Origin of the sequence: Moorena sp. SIO3I8 (assembly GCF_010692325.1) — a bacterium.
Lineage (GTDB): Bacteria > Cyanobacteriota > Cyanobacteriia > Cyanobacteriales > Coleofasciculaceae > Moorena.
The window spans coordinates 30,795-56,566 of the sequence record NZ_JAAHHW010000031.1 but is presented as its reverse complement, the minus strand read 5'-3'; the positions used below and the strand labels follow the sequence as shown (position 1 = coordinate 56,566).

The 25,772-nt window shown below is 45.4% G+C and carries 19 protein-coding genes and 1 tRNA gene; 10 read left to right on the top strand and 10 right to left on the bottom strand.

From position 1 onward, the window contains the following. Positions 1 to 43 precede the first annotated feature (43 nt). Entirely contained in the window at positions 44 to 3,958 is a 3,915-nt protein-coding gene (locus F6K51_RS14720; RefSeq protein ID WP_293021332.1) for an AAA-like domain-containing protein, read from the bottom strand. A 125-nt stretch (positions 3,959 to 4,083) separates the two neighbouring features. Here F6K51_RS14720 and F6K51_RS14715 point away from each other — a divergent pair, with 125 nt between their 5' ends. Continuing rightward, on the top strand, positions 4,084 to 4,212 hold the full coding sequence (locus F6K51_RS14715; protein ID WP_293021330.1) for a hypothetical protein: 129 nt from the start codon (positions 4,084 to 4,086) through the stop codon (positions 4,210 to 4,212). On the opposite strand, the gene F6K51_RS14710 is transcribed toward F6K51_RS14715, so the two are convergent. After that, a complete protein-coding gene (locus F6K51_RS14710; protein ID WP_293021329.1) occupies positions 4,207 to 6,264 on the bottom strand; it encodes an AAA-like domain-containing protein in 2,058 nt (685 codons plus the stop codon). The two genes, F6K51_RS14715 and F6K51_RS14710, sit on opposite strands and share 6 nt — an antisense overlap. Positions 6,265 to 6,361: 97 nt before the next feature. Between F6K51_RS14710 and F6K51_RS14705 the strand changes: the two genes are divergently transcribed. Continuing rightward, positions 6,362 to 6,508 (top strand): hypothetical protein, encoded by a 147-nt coding sequence (locus F6K51_RS14705; protein ID WP_293021328.1) that lies wholly within the window; start codon positions 6,362 to 6,364, stop codon positions 6,506 to 6,508. Here the strand turns inward: F6K51_RS14705 and F6K51_RS14700 are convergent. Continuing rightward, positions 6,483 to 9,320 (bottom strand): DUF3769 domain-containing protein, encoded by a 2,838-nt coding sequence (locus F6K51_RS14700; protein WP_293021327.1) that lies wholly within the window; start codon positions 9,318 to 9,320, stop codon positions 6,483 to 6,485. The genes F6K51_RS14705 and F6K51_RS14700 overlap by 26 nt on opposite strands. Before the next feature lie 210 nt (positions 9,321 to 9,530). Further along, positions 9,531 to 9,647 carry a photosystem II reaction center protein I gene (locus F6K51_RS14695; protein ID WP_293021326.1) on the bottom strand — a complete coding sequence of 39 codons (117 nt, stop codon included), beginning with the start codon at positions 9,645 to 9,647 and terminating at the stop codon, positions 9,531 to 9,533. A gap of 198 nt (positions 9,648 to 9,845) precedes the next feature. Between F6K51_RS14695 and F6K51_RS14690 the strand changes: the two genes are divergently transcribed. Further along, complete coding sequence (locus F6K51_RS14690; RefSeq protein ID WP_293021324.1) at positions 9,846 to 9,998, top strand: hypothetical protein; 153 nt, start codon at positions 9,846 to 9,848, stop codon at positions 9,996 to 9,998. A gap of 54 nt (positions 9,999 to 10,052) precedes the next feature. On the opposite strand, the gene F6K51_RS14685 is transcribed toward F6K51_RS14690, so the two are convergent. Beyond that, positions 10,053 to 10,124: transfer RNA gene (locus tag F6K51_RS14685), tRNA-Thr, on the bottom strand. Positions 10,125 to 10,196: 72 nt separating this feature from the next. On the opposite strand from F6K51_RS14685, the gene F6K51_RS14680 reads away from it, so the two are divergent. Further along, the gene (locus F6K51_RS14680; protein WP_293021322.1) at positions 10,197 to 10,496 is read left to right on the top strand and encodes a DUF3493 domain-containing protein; all 300 of its coding nucleotides are present in this window, start codon (positions 10,197 to 10,199) and stop codon (positions 10,494 to 10,496) included. A 302-nt stretch (positions 10,497 to 10,798) separates the two neighbouring features. On the opposite strand, the gene recA is transcribed toward F6K51_RS14680, so the two are convergent. Then, complete coding sequence (gene recA / locus F6K51_RS14675) at positions 10,799 to 11,884, bottom strand: recombinase RecA (protein WP_293021320.1); 1,086 nt, start codon at positions 11,882 to 11,884, stop codon at positions 10,799 to 10,801. 548 nt (positions 11,885 to 12,432) lie between these two features. Here recA and xseA point away from each other — a divergent pair. Continuing rightward, a complete protein-coding gene (gene xseA / locus F6K51_RS14670; RefSeq protein ID WP_293021318.1) occupies positions 12,433 to 13,668 on the top strand; it encodes an exodeoxyribonuclease VII large subunit in 1,236 nt (411 codons plus the stop codon). Positions 13,669 to 13,685: 17 nt separating this feature from the next. Here xseA and F6K51_RS14665 read toward each other — a convergent pair whose 3' ends face one another. The 3 genes from F6K51_RS14665 to F6K51_RS14655 form a co-directional block, all read right to left on the bottom strand. Continuing rightward, positions 13,686 to 14,966 (bottom strand): aspartate aminotransferase family protein, encoded by a 1,281-nt coding sequence (locus F6K51_RS14665; RefSeq protein WP_293021316.1) that lies wholly within the window; start codon positions 14,964 to 14,966, stop codon positions 13,686 to 13,688. Between the two features lie 73 nt (positions 14,967 to 15,039). After that, positions 15,040 to 15,687, bottom strand: coding sequence for a response regulator transcription factor (locus F6K51_RS14660; RefSeq protein ID WP_293021314.1), 648 nt, complete (start codon positions 15,685 to 15,687; stop codon positions 15,040 to 15,042). A gap of 152 nt (positions 15,688 to 15,839) precedes the next feature. Further along, on the bottom strand, positions 15,840 to 16,379 hold the full coding sequence (locus F6K51_RS14655) for a ferredoxin (protein ID WP_293021312.1): 540 nt from the start codon (positions 16,377 to 16,379) through the stop codon (positions 15,840 to 15,842). A gap of 382 nt (positions 16,380 to 16,761) precedes the next feature. Between F6K51_RS14655 and groES the strand changes: the two genes are divergently transcribed. From groES to F6K51_RS14635, 4 genes are all read left to right on the top strand, one after another. Further along, positions 16,762 to 17,073, top strand: coding sequence for a co-chaperone GroES (gene groES, locus F6K51_RS14650; RefSeq protein WP_008180318.1), 312 nt, complete (start codon positions 16,762 to 16,764; stop codon positions 17,071 to 17,073). Between the two features lie 112 nt (positions 17,074 to 17,185). Next, positions 17,186 to 18,817: a chaperonin GroEL gene (gene groL / locus F6K51_RS14645; protein ID WP_293021309.1), complete on the top strand. Its 1,632-nt coding sequence runs from the start codon at positions 17,186 to 17,188 to the stop codon at positions 18,815 to 18,817. A gap of 567 nt (positions 18,818 to 19,384) precedes the next feature. Beyond that, positions 19,385 to 20,368, top strand: coding sequence for a DnaJ domain-containing protein (locus F6K51_RS14640; RefSeq protein WP_293021307.1), 984 nt, complete (start codon positions 19,385 to 19,387; stop codon positions 20,366 to 20,368). Then, positions 20,368 to 21,612 carry an ATP phosphoribosyltransferase regulatory subunit gene (locus F6K51_RS14635; protein ID WP_293021306.1) on the top strand — a complete coding sequence of 415 codons (1,245 nt, stop codon included), beginning with the start codon at positions 20,368 to 20,370 and terminating at the stop codon, positions 21,610 to 21,612. The genes F6K51_RS14640 and F6K51_RS14635 overlap by 1 nt, the downstream gene beginning before the upstream one ends. A gap of 35 nt (positions 21,613 to 21,647) precedes the next feature. Here the strand turns inward: F6K51_RS14635 and pdhA are convergent, their stop codons facing one another. Beyond that, positions 21,648 to 22,676, bottom strand: a complete 1,029-nt coding sequence (pdhA, locus tag F6K51_RS14630; protein WP_293021304.1) for a pyruvate dehydrogenase (acetyl-transferring) E1 component subunit alpha — start codon at positions 22,674 to 22,676, stop codon at positions 21,648 to 21,650. A gap of 405 nt (positions 22,677 to 23,081) precedes the next feature. On the opposite strand from pdhA, the gene F6K51_RS14625 reads away from it, so the two are divergent. Continuing rightward, positions 23,082 to 25,469 carry an IMS domain-containing protein gene (locus F6K51_RS14625; protein WP_293021303.1) on the top strand — a complete coding sequence of 796 codons (2,388 nt, stop codon included), beginning with the start codon at positions 23,082 to 23,084 and terminating at the stop codon, positions 25,467 to 25,469. Positions 25,470 to 25,772 lie beyond the last annotated feature (303 nt).

The following is a 25,772-nucleotide window of genomic DNA, read 5'->3' as shown; positions in this document are numbered from 1 at the left end:
CACCTTGTTTAACAAAACCAGAAGCTGCAGCTATTTTGCCATCTTAATCTTGGCATTTCTTTAAGCTATCTAAGGATTCAGGATGATCCAAAAAGTAACCTTCAAGCAACTGACAGCCCCGAGCCAGCATCTCACCTAAATCTTCAACGGCCCAGAGTCTGGCAGTATGGTCGTAAGATGCCGTAGCCAGCATTTTACCATCTCGGCTAAAACTTACACTTAATACCGAGTCTTGATGTCCTTGAAAAACAGCTAATGGATTGCCCTGTAAATCCCAGAGTCTGACTGTTTTGTCCGCTGATGCCGTAGCCAGCATTTTACTATCGGGACTAAAACTTACACTTAATACCGAGTCTTGATGTCCTCTCAACACACCTAATGGATTTCCCTGTAAATTCCAGAGTCTGACGACCGTATTGTCCATTGATGTCGTAGCCAGGGTTTTACCATCGGGACTAAAACTGACACTATTGACCGAGTTTTGATGTCCTTTAAACACAGCTAAGGGATTGCCCTGTAAATTCCAGAGTCTGACAGTTGTGTCGGATGATGCGGTAGCCAGGGTTTTACCGTCGGGGCTAAAACTGACACTAGTTACCGGGGCTTGATATCTTATCAATACACCTAATGGATTTCCCTGTAAATCCCAGAGTCTGACAGTTCCATCCCATGATCCAGAAGCAAGCCTGTTACCATCGGGGCTAAAATGTACACTTTCTACCGAGTCTTGATGTCCTCTCAACACAACTAATGGATTTCCTTTTAAATCCCAGAGTCTGACAGTTGTGTCGGATGATGCGGTAGCCAGGGTTTTACCATCTCGGCTAAACCTTATACTTGATACCCCTTTTTGATGTCCTCTCAACAGTGCTAATTGATTGCCCTGTAAATCCCAGAGTCTGACTGTTTTGTCCGCTGATGCGGTAGCCAGGGTTTTACCATCTCGGCTAAAACTGACACTACTTACCGAATCAGTATGTCCTTGAAACAGTGCTAATGGATGTTCTTGTAAATCCCAGAGTTTGACAGTATCGTCCACTGATGCCGTAGCCAGGGTTTTACCATCGGGACTAAAACTGACACTATTGACCGAGTTTTGATGTCCTTTAAACAGTGCTAATTGCTTTCCCTGTAAATCCCAGAGTCTGACTGTTTCGTCCAATGATGCCGTAGCAAGCCTGTTACCATCGGGGCTAAAACTGACACTATTTACTGAGGATTGATGTCCTTCAAACACAGCTAATTGATTGCCCTGTAAATCCCAGACTCTGACCGTATTGTCGTATGATGCCGTAGCAAGCCTGTTACCATCGGGACTAAAACTGACACTATTGACTGAGGATTGATGTCCTTCAAACACAGCTAATGGATTTCCCTGCAAATCCCAGACTCTGACCGTATTGTCGTCTGAGCCAGAAGCGAGTATCTGACCATCGGGACTAAAACTGACACTATTGACCGAAGATTGATGTCCTTTCAAAACAGCTAATTGCTTTCCCTGCAAATCCCATAGTCTGACCGTATTGTCCTTTGATGCAGAAGCAAGCATCCTAGCATCTCGGCTAAAACTTACACTATTTACCCAGGATTGATGTCCTTCAAAAATTGCTAATTGATTGCCCTGTAAATCCCATAGTCTGACCGTATTGTCGTATAACCCGGTAGCCAGGGTTTTACCATCTGGGCTAAAACTTACACTCCATGCCCAGGCTTGATTTCCTTTAAATCTTCTCTTTTCTTTGAATTTACTAAGACTCTGCTGTAAAGCATAGAGAGGACTAATAGCAGGATAGTTATCCAGGGGGCGACCATCTTTCACGATATTATATAGTTGTTGCCCAGTCTCCATGGCTGAGTATAAAAGCTCTCGATTGCCATAGTAACCATTATCCCCTGGTAACCGTCGTAAAATACTAACCCCTTGTTGTTCTAGTCGCGTACCTTTCTGTGCTTTCTTAACTTGTTCCTCAGCGTAGATACCAGTCACTATAGCAATAATTATTGCTACAACTGAGAACAAACCCAGTGTTAAACCCCCTATCCGCATGGTTTGCTTCGCTTTCGTTTGAGCTTGAGTTAAGGTATCATTGGCTTTAGCTAATATTCGACTTTCTTGTGCCAATACCTTGCGGTCTAATTCCTGACCAGCAGCTAAAAACTGATAATCTAAATCGCTCAAACGTTTACCCCTAGCCCAAGCTTGAGCATCCTGTAAAGCCACCCCCCGCAACAAACGGGATTCATGCTTACATCCAGACTCAACCCAAGCGCTAAAGGCTTCAGAGTAGGGACGCAGTCTAGCTAATTCCTGCTTAACCCAATCCCGATCGAAAACACTGCCATAAATCCGGTTGTTAACCCTCAAACAGCCATCCCGCTCCACTACCAACCCCGATAGCCTTAATTCTGTCTGTTCCTCACTGCCATCAGCGGCAATACCACCGTGATCTAATACGTGCTGATACAATCCCAACAGCCTACCAGCCCGTTGCTCATTTCTGAGAATGCGATCGCGTATAGTCTTTAAATGCTCTGGCTTATCCTGAGATACCCAATTGTCAATAATCTGGCTACGGGCGACCTGTGCAACTCCAGTTCCCCCCTTGTTAAGGGGGGTTAGGGGGGATCCCAATCCCGAAGTGCTGTGGATGGATCCCCCTCCAGAATTTCCCCCAACTCCAGTTCCCCCCTGGTTAAGGGGGGTTAGGGGGGATCCCAATTCCGGAGTGCTGTGGATGGATCCCCCTCCCGTCCCCCTTAATAAGGGGGAAGCTTGAGCATGGTTCGATTCCCCTCCAGAATTTCCCCCAACTCCAGTTCCCCCCTTGTTAAGGGGGGTTAGGGGGGATCCCAATTCCGGAGTGTTATCGATGGATCCCCCTCCCGTCCCCCTTAATAAGGGGGAAGCCAGAGCAGGGTTAGATTCCCCTCCAGAAGTTCCCCCAACTCCAGTTCCCCCCTGGTTAAGGGGGGTTAGGGGGGATCCCAATCCCGAAGTGTTATCGATGGATCCCCCTCCCGTCCCCCTTAATAAGGGGGAAGCTTGAGCATGGTTCGATTCCCCTCCAGAAGTGCCCTCAACTCCAGTTCCCCCCTGGTTAAGGGGGGTTAGGGGGGATCGCAATCCCGAAGTGCTGTGGATGGATCCCCCTCCCGTCCCCCTTAATAAGGGGGAAGCCTGTTGATGCTCCACCATTAACTTACACAACTTCTGGGTCAGAAACGGTTGTCCCCCTGTCCAGGTCAATATCTCACCTAACACCTGTTGAGGATTATCCACTTTCCCTACCAAACCAGGGAGCAGTGGTGTTTTCGCCTCCTCAAAGGTAAAGCCAGTCAGTTCAATATCCCGACCAATATTAAACGGAGTGCGCTGTTTATCCTGAATCAAATCCGCTGGAGTTGCTACTCCCAGCAAACAAAAACTCAGGCGATTGTAGACAGGATTTTCGGCTCGTTTGTTATAACAACTGCGAATAAAGGCAAAGAAATCATCTTTAAACGCTACTTTAATAATACTGTCAATTTCATCTAGAAATATAACAATAGTTTCCGAAATAGTTGCCAACAATACCGATTCAATAAACTTGCCAAACCCTAACAATGGAGCGATGTGTTCTGTATCTCTAAACCAAGCTTCTTCATCAAACTTACTTGATAGCTTAAACTCATCCACGAGCATCACTATCAAGCTTGAATACCACATTTCTACCGGTATATTCTCTTTCCCAATCATGGTAAAATCGATACAACCACAGGCTACTCCTGCTTCCTGGAGACGCTTCATAGTTCGTACCCGCAAACTCGATTTACCCATCTGTCGCGAGTTGAGCACATAACAAAATTCCCCAGCCATTAAAGCCTGAAAAATTTCGGTATCAGCTTTTCGCAGGGCATAAGTTGTGGCATCTTGAGGTAAACTTCCGCCAACTTGGTAGATTGTTGATTGGTTGCTCATGGTAGGAAAGGGAGTAGGGAGTAGGGAGTAGGGAGTAGGGAATAGGGAACAGGGAACAGGGAACAGGGAACAGGGAACAGGGAATAGAGAACAGTAGTGAAGATATTGGAGTAGTATTTGGTTTTATGCTAAAGGGATACAGTATTGGATTTGATGATATAGTTATAGAGTTTTACAGGATTTATTTACTCTTCCTATTTCACTGCTCCCTGCTCCCTGCTCCCTGCTCCCTGCTCCCTGCTCCCTATCTATAAAATCCTGTTACTAAAATACTGACGATACAAATTATATCGAGGAATACAATCGTTCCCGATTGCTCTGACTAATCCCAGACTTTCTAACAGATACGTTTCCTTATAATCCAGACGCACAGCTTTAGTAGTTGTCAGTAACTTTTTGAAAGGGTTTAGTAAATTGGGATGGAGAATTAGATTATTTAAAAGTTCTCGCAAATGATGACGATAAATTCCTGATTCTGTCGGGGCGGTTTCTAACAGATGCTCTATGGTCATGTTTGTATTTTTGCTAAGAGTAGAGAAAGCTAGCTTCAATAAATAAGGATGTCCGCCTACCATACCCATTAATTTTTGCCCTGATTCAATAGATAAACTTAAGCCATAGCGCCCAGCTAAACTCTGAATATTGTTTAAATCAAAGTCCGATAACTCTACTGCTTCTCCCACATTAAAAGGAGACTGATTGATATCCAATTCAATATAAACTTCCGTAGAATAAACCACAATCAACCGCAGGTTTTTCCAAAGTTGATTATTTTTAGCATCCTCATGCCACGTGCGCAGCAACCCTAGAAATTCTCCAGCTACTTCTGGATGAGGAAACACTCGGTCTACTTCATCCAAGCACAAAACTACAGGACTGGATAAAGACGGTAACAGATACTGCTCAAAATATCGTTGACAATTCACCTTACTATATAACCGTTTACTCCAATAATTATCCAACTGGTCTGATAAGCCCAAATTGTCACCAAATCGCACGGAAAACGACTGTAAAAATACATCCAAATCATGGCAAGGTAACTGATTCAGATTCAAATAAACCGTGCGATAACCCCGAGACTTAGCATAACTAAGAATCCGATTACTGAGTAACGTTTTCCCCATCAGCTTCGGTGCTTTAATCCGAATTAGCGCTCCTGGTTGTAAAATCTTTTGATAACACTCAGCATCTTGGAGACGTTCTAGATAAAAGTCTCCAACTTGAGCAGTTGTCTGTGGTTGATTATTGGTGCTATTTGTGCTATTATAGTTGTTATTATTTGTTGGTAACTTAATACCCAGTAAGTTTAAAAATTCTGGTATAGACTGAGGGCGATCCCTTGCCACCAAATTCATGGCCTTGAGAATGGCTCGATTTATGCGATCGCTAATCTGGGGATTAAGATGGTTTGGTGGTGGTAATACAGCTCCCTCAACCCGCTCGTCAGCTGTTACTGGTTCATTTCCAGTTAAGAGCACATACAAGGTAGCGGCCAAAGCATAAACATCGGTGTAGGGACCGAGTTGCGCTCGCCACTCATATTGTTCCAGAGGAGCATAACCTGGTGTTAGGGCACACAGATAAGTTTGTTTAACCCCAGGGACAAACTTAGTGGCAATACCCAAATCAATCAACACCGCACCAGAACCATTGTTCCGCACCATGATATTATTAGGTTTAACATCCCGATGGAGCAAGCCTTGCTGATGAATGTCCCAGAGGGCGCTACCAATTTGCTGGATGTAAAGCAAGGCTTGCTCTTCTGAGAGGAAACCCTGCCGTTCCACCAGAGCCGACAAGGTTTCCCCCTCGATGTATTCCATGATTAGGCAGGGTAGTTCACCTTCTCGGATAATTTCTTCAGATAAGCGGACTAGATGAGGATTACCACAGCTACATTGGGCTAATTTTACGGCTTCATTGGCGAAAATTTTCCAAAATTCTAATAAATTATCTTGCCGGAGTACATCATTAAGGATAGTTTTGATAACTATGCGATCGCCTGTTTTAGTTCGGGCTAAATAGGTAATACCCAGCCCACCTTCTCCTAGTTTTGTTTCGATGGTGTACTTACCGTTCTGTAGCCGATAACCAGGGGGCCAGGTAAGATTACTTACGCCGTAGCTGTGGTTAGGTGCCTGAGTAGTTGAGGGAGGTTTGTAGGGAGCATAAGGCTCTCCAAGCGTAAGATGTATGGGTTGTGTGGTGCTGCTATGACGAATTTTAGGGGAATTAAAGAAGCGTTTAACTGCATTTAACCGCTTCTTTAATTTCCCACAGACTGACCGATGCTTATGAGTCTTCATTGGAGATGCCCAACCTATCCAGGAGCTTAATTTGGTAGGGTTTATATTTCCACACAAATAATTTTAACGTTTCTGATAACTATCAGAGCCATTCGATTTGCTTCACCCTACTTCCTACTCCTACTCCCGACTCCCGACTCCCGACTCCCGACTCCCGACTCCCGACTCCCGACTCCCGACTCCCGACTCCCGACTCCCGACTCCCGACTCCCGACTCCCTAATCATCCTCCCAGCTGTTGCTAAACGTATCAAAAGGCTCCGTTGCACCTGTCCAATTAAAATCATTAATTCGTAAACCAACTAAACCCCGTTGTTGAACTGGATTATAGCGCAATAAAATATTGTAGCTTCGACGAGAATACTCTAAAAAGAAATCAGTACTAATTTCCTGATTAGTATCTAAATTTAGGGAAGTCTGAAAACCCACTCGAAAGGGACCATAGAGTTGTTGGGTAATACCAGCATTAAGAATACGAGTATCTGCAACTCGGTCGAATAAAAATGGTGATGTATTTCCTAAAGCTACCTGACTATAGCTGATATTAAAACCCGTATAGTCCAGAAACGGTTTAGAAAAATGACCGAATTGCCCAGTTAAGCCAATGTTCCCACGGAGAAACTCTTGAGAATCACCGTTACTATAGGCACTAGCAACACCCGTAATGGATGAATTCAGTTGAATATTGGGAAGCAGTGGTGCTGGTGTATAGCGCATACCTTCTTCAGCAGTTGCTGGCAAGATTTTACCTTGCCAAAGGGGTTGTGTCCAAGTTAAGGTTGCACTCCCTTGATAACGGGTCAAATTAATCCGATTGTTATCCCGAGGTGGCAGAGGTAGCAAGTCTACTCGATCTGTGTTAGCATTAATGCGCTGAACGCCAGCTTGATATCGAATAGTCAAGCCAGTTTTCCCTAAGGGAATTGTCGGTGATTCAAATATACCCCCAATACTACTCTGAACGGTTTGGAAACCCAAAGACCCGTTAAAAAGGCGATCGCGGTAGCTAGCTTCTAAGGTCAAGCGATGAGGGTAGGTGTTACCAATAGTTTGTCGGAGGCGCAAACTCCCCCTAGTTTCGTTTTCTAAATCCTCAGGATCCAGACTAGTGAGTGCTGCGGAACCTACTAGTGTAGTGCGTGGACCTAAGGTAGCATCGAGGTCAACAAGCAAACCAAAGTTAGCCGGATCGATTACGCCACCACCTTCTGCATCATTGTTCTCATCTTCATCATTGTCTCCAAGAATAGCTTTTTGAAGAAAGAACTGTGGTGTTAGACTAAACCTGACCGAGGGAGTTTCAACTATCTTGAAGCCACGCTGAATAAACACACCACCCCGGTCGTCATCATCATACCCAAAATCCAATAAACTCGGTTGCCGCTCACGGCGGTCAATCACAAACCGTTCACGAAATGTAGGCAAGGAAAACCCTTGATCAAAAACCAGTCGAGGATTCTTGGCAACTACTTCATCTACTTCTGGGGAAATCCGTCTAAATCGAGCATTTCTGGTGCGCCACTCCAACTCTGGTGGGGAAAAGGGGTCGTTGGTAATTCTGACATTAGTAGCAACTCCTTCTAACCCGTCAAACTCCACCCGGTCGGCTTCATAGCGGAATCTATTGATAGTCCCTTCTATTTCTGGGGATTCTATGGTTGTTGTGCTTGTCCCAGTTTCAGCATTGGGAATAACCCGAGCACCAAACTCAATGGCAAAGGCTCCAGGATTACTAATTCCAGTTAAGGGCTGGCTATTAATAATTCTGCGACTGACCGGTTGAGTTGGGGGGGGTGGCCCAGAATCTGAACTTGCTCTGACAAATTCTCCCCTAGCCTTGAAAACCACACCAGTATCTTGAACAAAATAATACTCAAAGCGCTCTCCCTCTAGCACCTGGTTACCACGGGTCAGAGCCACATTCCCATCCGCAACCACAATCCGAGTAGGCAAGTTGACTTGCAGACGGTCAGCTTCTAGTAAGGCATCTTGGAACCGCAAGGTAACATTGCCCACCGCTGTAATCACTTGTCTGGTTTGGTCATACTCCTGACGGTCTGAAGTCAGCTCAAGTATGTCTAGCTGCTCATTGGTATCGAAGGTAATTGTAGGAGCAGTAACCTCGGAATCTAACTCGGAACCAGATTGGGGTTGAGACAAGTCTTGGTCTGATGGTGGTGCAGTCTCGTCTAGGGAAGCTGGGTTAGATTGTTCAGGGATGATTAACTCAAACTCTCTAGTCTCTCCCCCCCGCTCTTGAGCTATAATGCGCTTGCTTCTAGCAATTGGCAAAGGGCAATTGGAATTGATACTCAAGGATTCATCTGGATTCGGTAAGGTTTCAAGAGTAGAACATGGTTTGGGGTAGGATTTGACAGCAAAGAATATTTCCTGATTCCCAGGCTCAGGTTTAATCTCAGGTTGGCTATCAGCTTGGCGATCAGGTTGGCGTTGCTCAATTGAAGTCCGATAATTCCCCCCAAAATTGGGGGGTGAGGGGGGCAGGGGACTTTGAAGGTTTTGTTCCCCCCAGCGAGGGATTGCTCGCTGGGGGGCTAGGGGGGCGGAATCATACCCAGAATCAGCAACGGGTGTCTCAGAAGTAACCGATGAGGAAAACCTAGGAGAAACCCTAGTAGAAAATTCCGGTTCCAGAGTTGATGGTGCTTCTGGAGTTGGACTCTTGAGTAAGGACGTTAAATCAGGATTGAGTGGTTGCTTGATTCCTAGTTTTAGAAGAGCTTGTTGCCACTGTTGTCCTTGCCCTAGTTGCCAATTGTCTTGGCTGTTTGTTATCCTTGGCAAGGTCTGGCCAACTGCTGGGGAAATGGGTGGACCTAAGCTAGCAGCGCTTTTGTCTGTGGCTAATATTGGGAAAGCCTCAATCTTGAGCTCTCCTGTGGGGTAGGGTTTGAGCAGTACCTGGTTTTGCTGTTTTTGGTACTGTGCCGAAACGGTTATGGTTTGAGATAATTCATCTAGGTGGCTAGTGGTCTGGGAAGGTTTAACGGTTTGAATAATTGCGGGTACGACCGGCGGCTGAACTGGCTGGGGCATTTTTCACTAATTGTCTGGTGTTTTACTATTCAGACCAACAATCCTTGACTCAATCCCCAAGATTGTAGTTCCAAATCGGTTATCGACAAAGACAGCCCATATTACAATAATTAACCACAAATACAAAACCACCCTCCTCTAAGAGCGTGGTTTTGTCTGTATAGTCCCGTGTTAAAGAGCTGTGGCTATCTCTAGTTGGCCGATCGCTATTTACTCGAAATCCTTCCGCTTAGGGTTACGAGATGGATCGTTTGACAAGAATCCAAAGACAAATAAGGCAATAAAGAAGCTAACGACTATATAAACAATGATTTTGAGGGTTACCATGTTGAGTTCTCCCAAGAAGATATGAAATACGGAAGATGAAGAAGTAGGTGAGACATTGGTCTAATGGTGAAAGTTCTAGAATTTGGAATCTAGATCAAAAACCATCTTACCTCGCTACACGATTAACTTCATACTTTTTTAAGATCATACCTAAAGGTGGCTCCCATTTGAGCTTTAATATCCTTAAAACTAATATCAGTGGGTAAGCAGTCAGCGGTCAGCGGTCAGCGGTCAGCGGTCAGTGGTCAGTGGTCAGTGGTCAACAGTCAGTGGTCAGCGGTCAGCGGTCAGCGGTCAGCTGATTTTATTCAAAAGCTGTTCAGTGTAGCTTGGCCACAGGCCCGAAGCTGATAGCTGATAGCTGATAACTGATAGCTGATAACTGATAGCTCTATGCTTACCCAAAGCCGATGAGCGGATTTGAACCGCCGACCGTCCGATTACGAATCGAATGCTCTACCACTGAGCTACATCGGCACCAGTTTATTAATATAGCAAATATTACTATAGCAATAGCAAATCAGTCAGCTAAGTTAGGGTAAAACATTAATGACAAACTCGAACTCAAAAAATCCTGACCCCAATCCCAAAGTCTCTCGGCCAAAAATAAATCCAGAGAAGTATGCCAGGCTAAAAGCAGAAGCTCAACATCCCTACCGAGGCTTAAGAAAGTTTATCTATATTGCCTTCGGTGCCTCTGGTTTTATCGGTGCAATGGTTTTTCTAGCCCAGTTAGCTGCTGGGAAATCTGTAGCTACTGCCATGCCTAACTTGGCTCTGCAAATTGGTGTAGTTATCTTGATGGTTTGGCTATTTCGCTTGGAAAATAAGGCAGAACGAAAAATATAGCAGGAAAACCATGATACTCCTTTGAGCCAAAGAGGAATCTCAGGTATACTAGTAGGAGAAGAGTATCATCAAAGCCATGGTGAGCATAGGCTCTCTTCTGGATCCGATTAGGTCACTCCGGCTCAGCAGTTATAAATTTTAGACCGCTTTTTGATGAGAAAGTACACTCAAGAAAAGTGAATTTTAAGCATTTAGCGATCAGCGGTCAGCGGTCAGCTTATTTTATTCAAAAGCTGTTCGGTGTAGCTTGGCCACAGGCCTTTGGCTGATAGCTGATAAGCGACAAGCTGATCGCTGATAGATTAAGCTTCCTCATCTCCTGCTTCTAAGCTATCCGCTTCCTTGCTATCCATAGGAGCCACTGAGTTAGCTGAAACTACTGCTCCCATGTCGAGTTGCTGACGTACTTGCTGCTCAATATTCTCAGCAAACTCGGGATGTTCAACCAAATACTTAACTGTATTATCCCGACCTTGAGCAATATTGTCCCCATTGTGGCTGTACCAGGCTCCCTTGCGCAGAATGACTTTGGTTTGTTCTGCTAAATCCACCAAACACCCTAAGCGGGAAATCCCTTGGCCAAAAATAATGTCAAACTCTGCGATGCGGAAAGGAGGGGCAACTTTATTTTTGGCAACTTTGACTTTGGCACGAATCCCATATTCGCCCTCGTTAGATTTTTTCAGGGTTTGAATTCGACGAATATCCAGGCGAACTGAAGCATAGAACTTAAGTGCATTACCACCAGTAGTCACCTCTGGGCTACCATAGGTGATGCCGATTTTTTGTCGTAGCTGATTGAGGAAAATAACAGTACACCCAGATTTACCAATGTTACCAGCAATCTTGCGCAGCGCTTTACTCATCAACCGCGCCTGTAAACCCACTTGGTTATCACCCATTTCCCCTTCAATTTCTGCACGGGGTACCAAAGCGGCTACGGAGTCAATAACAACGATATCGACTGCAGCAGAACGAACCAGCTGATCCACAATTTCTAGGGCTGATTCCCCTGTGTCAGGTTGAGATACTAAAAGGTTGGCGATGTCAACCCCCAAAGCGGCAGAGTAGGTAGGATCAAGGGCGTGTTCTGCATCAACAAACGCTGCAACTCCCCCAGATTTTTGCACTTCTGAAACGGCATGCAAAGCTAGGGTTGTCTTCCCAGAGCTTTCTGGACCATAAATTTCAATAATGCGACCTTTTGGCAGACCACCCCCCAAGGCTAAATCTAGGGTAATTGCCCCACTCCGAATTGTTTCCACTTTCATCCGGGTGGCATCACCCAAGCGCATGATGGCACCTTTACCAAAATTACGCTCAATTTGTTTTAGTACCAGGTTCAGAGCTTTTTCTTTTTCGGGACTGTTTGTGATTGGGGTAGCCATGGATGCCTCAAAAAGTTTACTGTATCGGGACTGGTTAGGTAGTTTGGATTCTAAGTTATCGCTCTATAAGAGCTGTGGTGTGAATTTTAATTTTATTGAAATTAGGGCTCTTTACCGATTTGACTAATACTCTATATTAGGCCAACGGTCAGGTAAATCCCATCCCTTGTTAAGATTGGTGTTGCTCAAGCCTCCTGGATCTCAAATGCAAGGATAAGGCCAGAGTATAATTACTGATCCATTCTAACGGTTGAAAGTCCTTCAGCTCTCTGCAACACTGCTTGGTTAAGCTGGGTAGGAATGTTGAGGAGGATCAGTGACTTGGGTAAATTATAGTACAAAAGTACTTCCTTGTAAAGGAACTAGTCAGATTTTGTCAGTTGCTAAGGGCACAAGTCTTGGCATGGGCTACCCACTAGGAAATACTTTTGTTCAGAATTTAAATAAAATTGGTTACATAGAATCAACAAAACCCTTGTTGAGTCACTAAACAACATTCAACAGCATTATGTGAAAAATTATTAATTTAATAGACGATTAGCTTAACAATGGCCTCATCTCTAATCAATTCCCTATTCTCAGAAGCAATTTTGTCGGTTGCTGGGTTAACCGACTATATCCAAGAGTTGTTAGAGGAAGATAACCAACTCCATAGAGTTTGGGTGATTGGAGAAGTTTCTAGTAGCAACAACCATCCAAAAGGGATGTTTTTTACCCTCCAAGACCCAGATGCCAAAGCTACTATACAATGTGTAGCCTGGAGGAGCCAGTTAAGCAAGCTGGTGCAGGTACCAGCACTAGGAGAACAGTTGATTATTTTGGGCAGCCTCCGAGTTTATCCTCAGCGGGGACAGTATCAGCTAAATGTTTGGCAAGCCTTACCGGCGGGTGAGGGGTTGCAAGCCTTGCGCTCACGCCAATTACGTCAACGATTTGAAGCAGAAGGATTATTTGACCCACAACGAAAGCGCCCCCTGCCGATTCATCCTGAAACTATTGCTGTGGTTACCTCCCCCCAAGCTGCCGCTTGGGGAGATATTAAACGTACACTAAAGCAACGGTATCCTGGTTTACGAGTCTTACTTTCACCAGCTCAGGTTCAGGGGGAACTTGCGATCGCATCAATAGTTAACGCTATTGATCGAGTCGAGGGGGATGGCAGAGCCAAACTGCTGATATTAGCTAGAGGGGGTGGAGCATCAGAGGATTTAGCTTGTTTCAATGATGAACGGGTGGTGCGAGCAATTGCTCAATGCTCAATACCGGTGATCACTGGTATTGGTCATCAACGGGATGAATCCTTAGCTGACTTAGTAGCTGATCACAGTGCTCACACCCCTACAGCAGCAGCGGAAAAAGCTGTACCAGAACTGATTACCCTTTATGCTGAACATCAACAGCGGCGGACTAGCCTTTATCAAGCCGTGACTCAAATCACAGAGGCATCTCGCCATAAACTGCACCATCTACGCACACGATTACGACACCTAGGTCTAGACCAACAACTACACCAGGAACAAAATGGGAACGCATTTCAGCATCAGCGATTGTTGCAAGTGACCTCAAAGCGTTTGAGCCAAGGAGTCCAGCACTGTCAACTGCTCAAGGAAAAGCTCAATACCCTTGACCCTCAAAAAGTCCTAAAACGAGGCTATGCACTAGTGCGTACCCCAGACGGAACCATTGCTTCGTCTACAGAAAATTTGACTCCTGGAGAAGAACTACAAATTCAGTTAGGTGAGGGTCAAGTTAAAGTCAAGATTATCGAGATTGTTGATAGTTGACGGTTGAGGGTTAACGGTTAAGTTAAAGCTTGTAAGGCTTGCTCTACAATAAGAGCTGCTTGGTCAACTTCACCGGCTGAGACAATTAGGGGTGGAACAAAGCGAACTACCTTTGGTCCTGCTGGTACCAACAACAAACCCCGTTCCATCACAGCTTTAACCACATCCACTGAAGTTAGATCAATATCTGATTTTAGTACAAGCCCATTAATTAGACCCCAGCCTCGCACTTCTTCAATAACTTGGGGATATTTTTGAGCGATCGCTCTCAGTCTGGTGCGCAGCTGGTCACCCCGCACCTGAACATTTTGCAAAATATTCTCCTGTTCCAAGGTTTTTCCTACAGATAGGGCGACTGCACAGACAAAGGGATTACCACCAAAGGTGCTAGCGTGCTCTCCCGGTTGGAAGATATCACAGAATTTCTTAGACATCATCGCTCCAATGGGAATGCCACCAGCCAATCCCTTAGCACTGGTGAAGATATCTGGCTCTATTCCCAGATTCTGATAGCCCCAGTATTTACCAGTGCGACCCATACCCACCTGGACTTCATCTAGAATCAGCAGGATGCCAGTTTGATCACAGATCTTTCTAACTTGCTGGAAGTAGTCTAGGTCTCCTGGGCGAACACCCCCTTCTCCCTGCAATGGTTCGAGCATCACTGCTGCTACTCGCCGATTTCCCTCATCAATATCTGCGATCGCATTTTCCAGTGCCTGAATATCGTTGTAGGGTACGTACTCGAATCCAGGTACCAAGGGGTCAAAGTTTTTCTGGTACTTAGGCTGGCCAGTTGCCGTGATTGTTGCCAAGGTTCGCCCATGGAAACTGGCCTGAGCGGTCAAAATCACTGGCTGTTCAATATCGAGCACAGTGTGGCCATATTTCCGTGCCAGTTTGATAGCAGCTTCATTAGCCTCCGCTCCCGAGTTACAGAAAAATACTCGTTCTGCACAAGAATGGTCAATGAGCCACTTCGCTAATGCCCCTTGCTCTGGAATGTAGTAGAGATTGGAAACATGGTTTAGCTTTTGGATTTGCTTAATTACCGTTTCTACCACAACTGGGTGAGCATGACCTAAGGTACAGGTAGCAATCCCTGCCACAAAGTCAAGATAGTCTCGCCCAGAAGTATCCCAGACATGGCAACCGGCACCCCGCTCTAAGGCAATAGGAAAGCGTCCATAGGTTTTCATGACCCTAGCATCGAATGCAGTTAGGTCATAAGGTGCCCCCCCAGCCGGAGCTGACTCTGCCGGTGGCGAGGGATTGTTAACAATAGTTTCTGGGCTCACGAGCTTAGTCCTTGTGTGATTAGTGAATGGTCAAGGTTGGCTTTCTAGGATTTACCAATCAGCGTACGGAGCGTTATGCCATACTATTTTCAATTGCCCAACGAGCTAATTCAGTACGGTTATGGAGACCAGTTTTCCCTAGCATGTTCGATACATGGCTTTCTATGGTGCGCTGAGAAACATTCAGTTTCTCAGCTATTTCCCGATTTGCCATACCTCTTGCCACGTGCTGGACAACCTTTAGCTCAGTAGGAGTCAACTCAACATCGTAAGGAACTTTAATTTTGGGTGTGCTGTCTGGACCAGAACCTGAGTGAAGGATTAGACGAGACGCTTGCTTGAGGGAGGATTCCACCTGTGCTACCAGTTCTTCTGGCTCAAAGGGCTTCACCATATAAACATCCGCACCTTTATTAAGACCCTTTACGCGATCTTGGCTTTGACCCTTGGCTGAGAGAAAGAGTATGGGAATCCAGCTGGTGCGAGAATCATCTCTGACCTTTTCTACCAGGGTATAGCCGTCCATCTCTGGCATCATTACGTCACAGATAATCATATCAGGAATATCCTGCTCTAAAATGTCCAGAGCTTCTTTCCCATGTTCAGCAGTAATCACTTCGTATCCCTGAAACTCGAGGTAGTCCTTGACTAACAATATGAGGTTGGGGTCATCATCAATCAGCAGCAGTTTTTTTTGCTCTCTTACAGCATTGTCCTTCATAACTGTAACGTTTGTTATACTTTGCTTGCTTAATTTTATTAATAGTGGTAGTACCTCTTGCCTTTTCTTATGCCTGGAAGTTACCAAGCTGCTTTAACTCTCCAACCAATAATCCTACCTCACCATAATTAGGGTTGGTAAGGAAAAGGATCTTAACCTGGTTGGGGTTGGGTACCATTTGCTGCCATTGCCTGGTAGTCTGAAGCAGATGCTTGAAGAGTTTCTGGCAAAGGATGAACTAAAAAAGCATAGTCTTCTAAAACTTGGTTGCCAATAATATGCTCTTGAATAATGCGTTCAATTACCTCAGGGGTAGCATGGTGATACCAAACACCATCTGGGTAAACTACCATCACAGGACCAGAGGTACAGACTCGCAGACAATTAGCCTTGGTGCGAAAAATGCAACTTGGCTCAACCTCCTTGGGCTGGTCTAGTTTTAGCTCTTTTAGGCGTTTTTTAAGATATTCCCAGGATTCAAGGCTAATTTTTTTTGAGCAGCATTTCGGTTTAGTTTGATCAGCACACAAGAAAATGTGGCGCTGAATTTGATTAAGTCCTAAGCTCTTTACGTTAGCGGCTAGGGTAAGTTGTTCCGATTCTCCGAGAGTCGAAGTGTCAGAATTATCAGAATTATCAGAATTATCAGAATTAGATGGGGTAGCTTCAGGCTCAGTTTTGTCTGCTGGCATGAGTTTTAGGGCTTTTGTTGTGTGAGGATGAGTCGAAAGGACGAGAGTAAGAATATATCTGTTATATCTATTTGCTGGTTTTAGTGATCAGTGGTCAGCAGTCGATGGGTTGTAGTTCTGGTTTTTTAATCAATTCCTGGGACTAAGGTCAAACCTTAGATGAAACAGGTACAAGCTACACCATACCGATACGGATACACAGATAATAACCCAAAGCTATATCATCCGTGCATTCGCCATCTGTTAACCTACTATGAGTTCGGGAACCCGTACAGAGGTATTTATTGCCATCTCTTGCTGATTTTGAGTAAATTAGCACTCAGGAGCTGAGAGTGCTAAATCGGCTCAGATGAATCAGATGAACTAGAGAGGAAAAACTGATATGGCAGCTGTAACTCTGAGTGTTTCCACCGTTAAGCCCTTAGGGGATCGAGTTTTTGTTAAGGTAAGCGCCGCTGAAGAAAAAACTGCTGGCGGTATCCTACTACCGGATAACGCTAAGGAAAAGCCTCAAGTTGGGGAAATTGTAGCGACCGGACCTGGGAAGCGGAACGATGATGGTTCTCACGCTGCTCTCGAAGTCAAAGTAGGGGACAAGGTACTTTACTCCAAGTACGCTGGTACCGATATTAAGTTAGGCAACGAAGAGTACGTTTTGTTGTCAGAGAAAGACATCTTGGCAGTCGTCAGCTAACACCTTGAAGGTGAGTAAACAGCAAACAAGTTGAACCCTTAAATTTTCAACCTTTTACCTTCAACCTTTTACCTTCAACCTTAATAACCCTTAGGAACTGAATTCAAAACCTATGGCTAAGCGCATTATTTACAACGAAAATGCTCGTCGCGCCCTAGAAAAGGGAATGGACACTCTGACTGAAGCTGTAGCTGTCACGCTTGGACCAAAAGGTCGCAACGTAGTGTTAGAGAAGAAGTTTGGTGCTCCTCAAATTGTTAATGACGGTGTCACCATTGCTAAAGAAATTGAACTGGAAGACCACATTGAAAACACTGGTGTTTCTCTGATTCGGCAAGCAGCTTCAAAAACCAATGATGCTGCTGGTGATGGGACTACAACAGCTACAGTACTAGCTCATGCTGTGGTCAAAGAAGGCTTGCGCAACGTTGCTGCGGGTGCTAACCCAATCGCGTTGAAGCGGGGTATTGATAAAGCTACTGCGTTTCTGGTAGACAAGATTGCTCAACATGCCCGTTCAGTAGAAGACTCTAAAGCCGTTGCCCAAGTTGGTTCTATCTCTGCGGGTAACGATGAGACTGTTGGTCAGATGATTGCTGACGCAATGGACAAAGTGGGCAAAGAGGGCGTGATTTCCCTTGAAGAAGGGAAGTCTATGACCACTGAACTAGAAATTACCGAAGGGATGCGCTTTGACAAAGGCTATATCTCTCCCTACTTTGCTACTGACACTGAGCGGATGGAAGCAGTTCTAGAAGAACCTCACCTCCTGCTCACTGACAAGAAAATTACCCTGGTACAAGACCTGGTGCCAGTACTCGAGCAAGTGGCTCGTTCTGGCAAGCCGTTACTGATTATTGCTGAGGACATTGAGAAAGAAGCCCTGGCAACCTTGGTGGTCAACCGCCTACGGGGTGTTTTGAATGTAGCAGCTGTCAAGGCTCCTGGCTTTGGCGATCGCCGTAAAGCTATGCTGGAGGACATTGCTACCCTAACTGGTGCACAAGTAATCACCGAAGATGCAGGTCTAAAGCTTGACAACGCCAAGCTGGAAATGCTGGGTAAATCCCGTCGTGTGACCATAACTAAGGACAACACTACTATCGTTGCTGAAGGTAACGAAAATGCAGTGAAGGGTCGTTGTGACCAAATCCGCCGTCAGATGGACGAAAGCGATTCTTCCTACGACAAAGAAAAACTGCAAGAGCGATTAGCTAAGCTGGCTGGTGGTGTCGCAGTGATTAAAGTGGGTGCTGCGACAGAAACGGAAATGAAAGACCGCAAGCTGCGTTTGGAAGATGCCATCAACGCTACCAAGGCAGCTGTGGAAGAAGGTATTGTCCCTGGTGGTGGCACAACTCTAGCTCACCTGACTCCTGACCTAGAAACTTGGGCAAACGAGAACCTTAAGGCTGAAGAACTTACCGGTGCTATGATTGTTTCTCGTGCCTTGTCTTCACCTCTGAAGCGAATTGCCCAGAACGCTGGTCAGAATGGTGCGGTGATCGCTGAGCGAGTTAAAGAAAAAGAATTTAACGTTGGCTACAATGCTTCCAATGGTGAGTTTGTAGATATGTTTGAAGCTGGTATCGTTGACCCGGCTAAGGTAACTCGTTCTGCTCTCCAAAATGCCGCTTCCATCGCAGGTATGGTGTTGACCACTGAGTGTATTGTGGTAGACAAGCCTGAGCCTAAGGACAATGCTCCTGCTGGTGCTGGTATGGGTGGAGATTTTGATTACTAAAGCTTACGGAATTAATTAAAGTACTCTAATTGGAGGTGCAACTATTAGCCTTATAGCTCTCTAAACCTTGTCAAACATTATCTACTGTTTTATAATCAACTAAGTTAGTAACTTGTTTAACAAGGGAACACTACCGCCAAACGAAGAACTAAAAGCCTTGGCAGCTGGTCGTAAGTTAAGCGACGTAAAATAATGGACTGAGTGAAGTTACAGTGCGGTTTGAGAGTAGGCACCAGAGCCTCCATTAAGAAAATTAGCGCAATGCTTTTGGCATTGCTTTGTCGGCAACAACCATTAGTTTTAACTAATGCTATACCATCGTCCTATCTGCTTGTGAGTAGGTTTGTACAGGTTAAATGTTGCACTATAGGTGCGCTCTTACCATTAAGAATTAAATTCGCACCGCTTTGGGCGCGCCTTTCGGCAAAGCCGACGCGGTGCGCGTTATGGTCGCACCATTAGCTAGTTACAGCTGCTTCGTTGAAGAAGCAGCTGCTTTTTATTACCCAAACAAACCTAGATTCTCTAATCTAAGAGATACTAGAAACGAGCCTTGCAGCAGTTGAGATGGGACAGTTGCCTATGTCTTTGAAAATTGAATACGGACTCTTCAAGCTTGATTTCACTGACTACCACGCAGTTTTAGGAATTCCAGTTGATGCGGATGTTAAGGCAGTCCGTAAAAGGTACCTTCAAATTGCTAGACGTTTGCATCCCGACAGTTGCAAAGCCAGTACCGAAGTGGAAAAAAATCAAGCAAATCTGCTGTTAACACGGCTGGTTAATCCTGCTTATGAACAGCTATCCCGAGGTCATCGTGACTATGCTGCTAGTCTAAGCCACTTGAGTAAGCAGTTAGGGGCTCAAGGAGATAAAATTTCCCTGGCTAGCGCAACGGCTAAGCAATTATTACAAGCAGGGGCAAATTTAGATAATCTTTACAGAACCTCAGTTGACCACCTAGCATCAGAGCAATACCAAGCCCTTGACCAAGCCTTGGCAAAAATTGCCGAAATCAGTGAACTTAACCTAGTTTATTTGATGTGTAAAAGTGGTAAGGGCGAAACGGTAAAAACTCCTGTATCAACCCCTGTGAAAACTCAAGCAACTGGTGTGACCCAGCCAAATAGTCAGACTACTACCGGTGCAACATCACAGGGAGGGTCCGTTGGGACTAAGGGAGTATCACGAGTGGATAGCTATATCCGGCGTGCTGAAGGATATTTGGTGAAGAACAATTTTGCTGCGGCAGTTCTGGAGTTGCGAGAAGCTCTGAAGTTGGACCAAAACAATAGCGACTGCCATAGTTTATTGGGAATTGCTTATTTGAAGCAAAATAAGGGGACAATGGCTAAAGTACACATTAATAAGGCGTTGCAATTGAACCCTCAGAACGAAAAAGCATTGAAGGCGAAACAGATTCTCAATGAATTAACCCCGAAAAGTGGCGGTAGCCAACCAAAGGTTTCGCCTCAAGCAGCTAAAGGGAAACCTTCCAATAAATCTGGTGGTGGCTTATTTGGTGGTTTATTTGGTGGAAAGAAAAAGTAATGATTCATCAACCACCCCCAGGGGCAAGGGATTTACTTCCCCTAGAAGTTACCCAAAAACGCTGGATTGCTAACCACTTACAGCAAGTATTTCACCGCTGGAGTTACCACCGGATTATCACATCAACCCTAGAATGGTTGGATACTCTGATGGCAGGAGGAGCTGTCGAACGTTCCACGGTTATTCAGTTGCACGATGCTGAGGAAGGAACCCTGGGGCTGCGTCCAGAATTAACAGCATCCATAGCCAGAGCAATGGTTAGTCGTATTGCTGGCAGTAATAGTGAAGCCTGCCTATCTTTACCCCAGCGACTCTATTACAATGCCAATGTATTTCGACGACCAACTATAGGTAACCACGGACGTCAACTAGAGTTTTACCAGTCGGGGGTAGAATTATTGGGAGTTGGTGGGCTGTTGGCAGATGGGGAAATTCTGCTGTTGCTAGCCGATTGTCTTAATAATTTAGGGTTGCAGCAGTGGCACCTGATTTTGGGGGAAGCTCGGCTAACGCGATCGCTTTTGTCTCCCTTCCCTAAACCTATGCAAGAAAAGGTTCGTAAAGCCATTGCCTATCTTGACCGGGTTACCCTAGAAACATTACCCCTATCCCCAGAATTACGGGAACGAGCATTGTTTCTTTTTGACCTAAGGGGAGACCCTGCTGATGTTTTGCAAAAGGTTGCTAGTTTTGATTTAGACTCGTCGGAACACGAGATTGTGACCAATCTCAAATCCCTGGTGGAACTTTTAAATAGTAGTTCGGCTAGCCCCTTACCGATCGTTCTCGACTTGACCTTAGTACAAACCTTTGACTATTACACTGGTATTGTCTTTGAAGTAGTCAGTAGTAGCGAGGGCTCTAGCCGAGTTTTAGGTCAGGGAGGGCGCTACGATCAATTGCTGAGTCTATATCATCCTCAAGGAGAAGCCTACCCTGGAATTGGTTTTTGCCTCAACCTAGAAGACCTTCATTATGTCTTACTTTCCAGTAATCAATTACCCACCCAGACACCAGCTAGTGATTGGTTAGTGGTGCCAGAATTTCCCGAGGCTGAGGCAGTGGCTTTTACCTATGCCCAGAAACTTAGAGATTCTGAGCATTTGGTCAGGGTAGAGATGGATTTAGGGGGACGCTCACCAGCACAAATTAGAGAATACGCCCTGGGTCACGGTATCACCTACATTGCCTGGGTACAAGCCGATGGCACTCCTAGGATTGAGACCGTGACTAAGAAAGTGTGAAGTATTTCATAGTTCACACTTGCTACTTCAGTTAACTAATCCTCAGCAAAAACATAGCGATGTAGTTCGCTAGGGTCAGGTTCAGGACTGGCTTGGGCAAACTCAACTGCATCATTAATGACGTCCTGGATTTTGCTCTCAATGGCTTTGAGTTCTTCGGCAGTAGCTAGATTATTTTCTGTCAGGTAACTTGCCATCTTTTTAATGGGATCGCGAGTTAACCAGAATTCCTTCTCTTCTTTGGAGCGGAGTTCATCGGGGTCAGCCAGAGAGTGACCTCGGAAGCGGTAGGTCAGGGCTTCAATTAGGGTTGGGCCTTCTCCTGCACGAGCCCGAGCGATCGCTTCTTGGGCAACAGTTCTGACAGCCATTACATCCATCCCATCGACTTCTACTCCAGCCATGCCAAATACACTGGCTTTTTTATAAATTTCTGGCTGGGATGTTGCCCGTTCATGAGCCATCCCAATTGCCCACTTGTTGTTTTCCACCACATAGATAACGGGCAGTTTCCAAAGGGCTGCCATATTCAAACATTCAAAGAACTGACCATTATTGCAAGCTCCATCACCAAAAAAGCAAACGGTGACTTGATCAGCACTCTCATCCCCCAAGGCTTCGCGACGGTATTTACTTTGGAAAGCACTACCGGTGGCAACAGGAATTCCCTCAGCTACAAAGGCATAACCTCCTAGGAGATTATGTTCTTGTGAGAACATATGCATTGAACCACCGCGTCCCTTGCTGCAGCCTGTTGCTTTGCCAAATAACTCTGCCATCACTTCCCGTGCTGGCACTCCTGCACTTAAGGCATGGACGTGGTCACGATAGGTGCTACTAACAAAGTCTTCACCAATACGCAACGCCTTGATGACTCCTGTTGACACTGCCTCTTGACCGTTGTAGAGGTGGACAAAACCAAACATTTTGCCCCGATAGTACATTTCAGCACATTTGTCCTCAAAAAAGCGCCCGAGCACCATATCCTCGTAAAGTAGTAATCCTTCTGCGCTGGTAATGGGGCTATAATCCTCTACTTTAGGTAAAGTTCTTTCCTGAGCCATTAATTTGTCCTATACTTGTCCCAACACTATACTGGCATTTCGCCAAACTACTTGTTTACCCAATTTAAGCAAAGCTATCATAAAGTTTGACTCAAGCCTACAGGGTTTATCTTCCAGGATTTCTCTTCTAGGTCAAGCCTGGAGGGAATAGTTAGGTCAAGTTGACTTGAGTTAAAATCACACTACTGCTTGACAACCAATACTCTTTAGTTTAATTAAAGTTAATTAAAGGAGATGATCCACCCTAGTTGCTAGAATTAATAGTGTTTAGGGACTCGACAAAACCGGTTAGCTGCGATACTGTGTCTTTGACAATGACAGATGAATAGCTATAGCCAGTTTAGGGAGTACGATATGGGCTATCATCAACTCATTCAGTTGCTCGAAAAGCTGGGGAAGTGAACCGTGCGCATTCCGCTCGATTACTACCGCATATTAGGATTGCCGATTCAGGCTACAGCCCAACAGCTCAGCCAAGCCTATCGTGATCGTACCTTACAACTACCGCGCCGAGAATATTCGGAAGCAGCAATAGCCTCTCGTAAAACACTCCTTGAAAAAGCCTACGGGGTTTTGAGTGACCCCGAAACAAGAGAGGAGTATGATGCTGGCTTGATTGCCAAAGCTTATCAACTCCAAGAGCAACACCCATCAGTGGCGGGTGCTCCTGGTACTAATCAAACAGTAACAGGTGAAACCGTCGAAGCTCACACTCCTACGATTGAAATTGAGAACGACCAATTACTCGGAAGCTTACTGATTCTTCAAGAACTTGGGGAATACGAACTGGTTCTAAAACTGGCGCAACCGTTACTGGAAAAAGGTGACAGCGTTGGATTAAGTCAGGGGAAATTGGGGGATCCCCAACTTGTTCAACCCGACGTGGTTTTGACCTTAGCTATTGCCTGCTTAGAGCTAGGTCGAGAGCAATGGCAGCAAGCGGAGTATGAAAACGCAGCTATGTCCCTAGAAACTGGACAACAATTACTTCTACAAGAAGGCTTATTTCCGAGTGTTCGAGGGGAAATCCAGGCAGACCTCTATAAACTTCGCCCTTATCGGATTTTAGAATTATTAGCCCTGCCAGAAGAAAAAGCCATTGAGCGGCGCAAAGGCTTGCGGTTGCTCCAAGAAATGTTACAGGAGCGTCGAGGTATCGATGGCACTGGTAATGACCAATCTGGTTTAGGGATTGATGACTTTCTCCGCTTTATCCAACAGTTGCGAGGCTATCTTACCTCCAACCAACAGCAAACCTTATTTGAAGCTGAAGCACGACGCCCTTCAGCAGTTGCTACATACCTAGCTGTTTACGCCTTACTAGCAAGGGGATTTGCTCACAGAGAACCAGCTTTGATTGCTCGTGCCAAGAAAATGCTGATGCGTTTGGGTAAGCGGCAGGATGTTCACCTAGAACAAGGGGTGTGTGCTCTGCTTCTCGGCCAAACGGAAGAAGCCAGTCGTGCCTTGGAACTGAGCCAGGAATACGAACCTCTAGCTTTCATTCGGGAACATTCTCAAAATTCCCCAGACTTATTGCCAGGATTATGCCTCTACGGAGAGCGTTGGCTACAAGAATCTGTATTTCCCCACTTCCGGGATTTGGCGAATCAAAAGGTCTCTTTGAAGGAATACTTTGCTGATGATCAAGTACAAGCCTATCTAGAAAATTTACCAGATTCATCTGAGGAAACTAGCAATCAGTGGACGGTTGTACCTTCCCAAACAACCAGCTATGCAACGGTAGGCTCTTCTAAAAGCATCCTGGGGCAAGAGAGATTCAGCAATGGCCAAGGCTCACAGACAACGGCAGAACCAGTAACGGTGGGGTCAAGGTGGCCAAGTGGGGCGTTGGCAAACGGTGTTAGTCAAAGCAGGGTCAATAGCGATCGCTTCACCACTAATGGGGTATCAACTTTGCCTACAGCTCAAGGGATGTCCCACTCATCAAATGGCTCAGAAGCACAAACTCATCAGGACTTAGAGTCAAAAACCACAGGCTTGCGGAGTCATGGGCGGCGTCGTAGGCGTCAATCCTTAGGTAGTTTTATGGGTGGGGGCAAGTCAGGCAAAACCCTCGATAGTCAAAATTCAACTGCCTCAGGTGGTTGGTCTAGAGGCGGTTCTTTGGTCAAAGACTCCTCAAGTCAGCGGAGCAGTCTGAATCATTCATCCCCTGATCCTATGGAACCTTCACCAGAGCGATTCAAACCAGGGACTAAACTAAGACGTCTGATTTTCCTGAGTCTTTTAGGTTTGCTAGGACTGGGCATCCTGCTGATTTTGCTCAATAAAGCTCTTAAAAGTTTGTCAACACCACCCTTAGAGGGAGAACAAGCTTTTGTGCAGCTTGACCAACCTCCAGTCCCGATTCCTCCGAGCGGCAGTGAGCTGATCGCTCCAAGTGGTCCTCTAAATCAAGAAACGGCTCAGCAAGTCATCGAAACCTGGCTAAACACTAAGAAACTTGCCTTTGGAGAAAAACATGACGTAGGGCAACTTAATAAAATATTAGCTGAGCCAGCTCTGTCTGTCTGGCGAAAAAGTGCTAAAGCGGCTAAAAACAATAACTCTTACCGGTTCTACAAGCACAGCGTCAAAATTAACTCAGTTGAGACTAACACATCGAATCCTAATCAAGCTGTGATAGATGCTGCGGTCAAGGAGGAAGCAAAGGTATATCAAGATGGTATTCTGAGTCCGGCAGCTTCGAGTAATGACAACTTAAGAGTCAAGTATGAGTTAGTACGCCAAGGGGGTCAGTGGTTAATTAAGGGTTGGATGGTAAGATAACTAAAAACATATCTGACCAGTTAATTCCTGTCGAAAAGAAAAGGGAAAACTAATGATTATTCCTGTCGATGATTGATGATGCGATTAGCTTTGCCTTGCCACGCTTCGCTCACCTTGAGGAAAGCAGCCAAATAGTCTTGCTTATCCTCATTAAGGCTGAGAGATAAATGATTAATGAAAAGTGTCTTGGATAAGTAGATCAGAGCTTCATCCTTATTGGCGACGGATTACTGATGGTGCCTAACTTGATAATATTGATGACTGAGTCCTTAGGTGCGCTTGACCTATTAAGAATTAAATTCG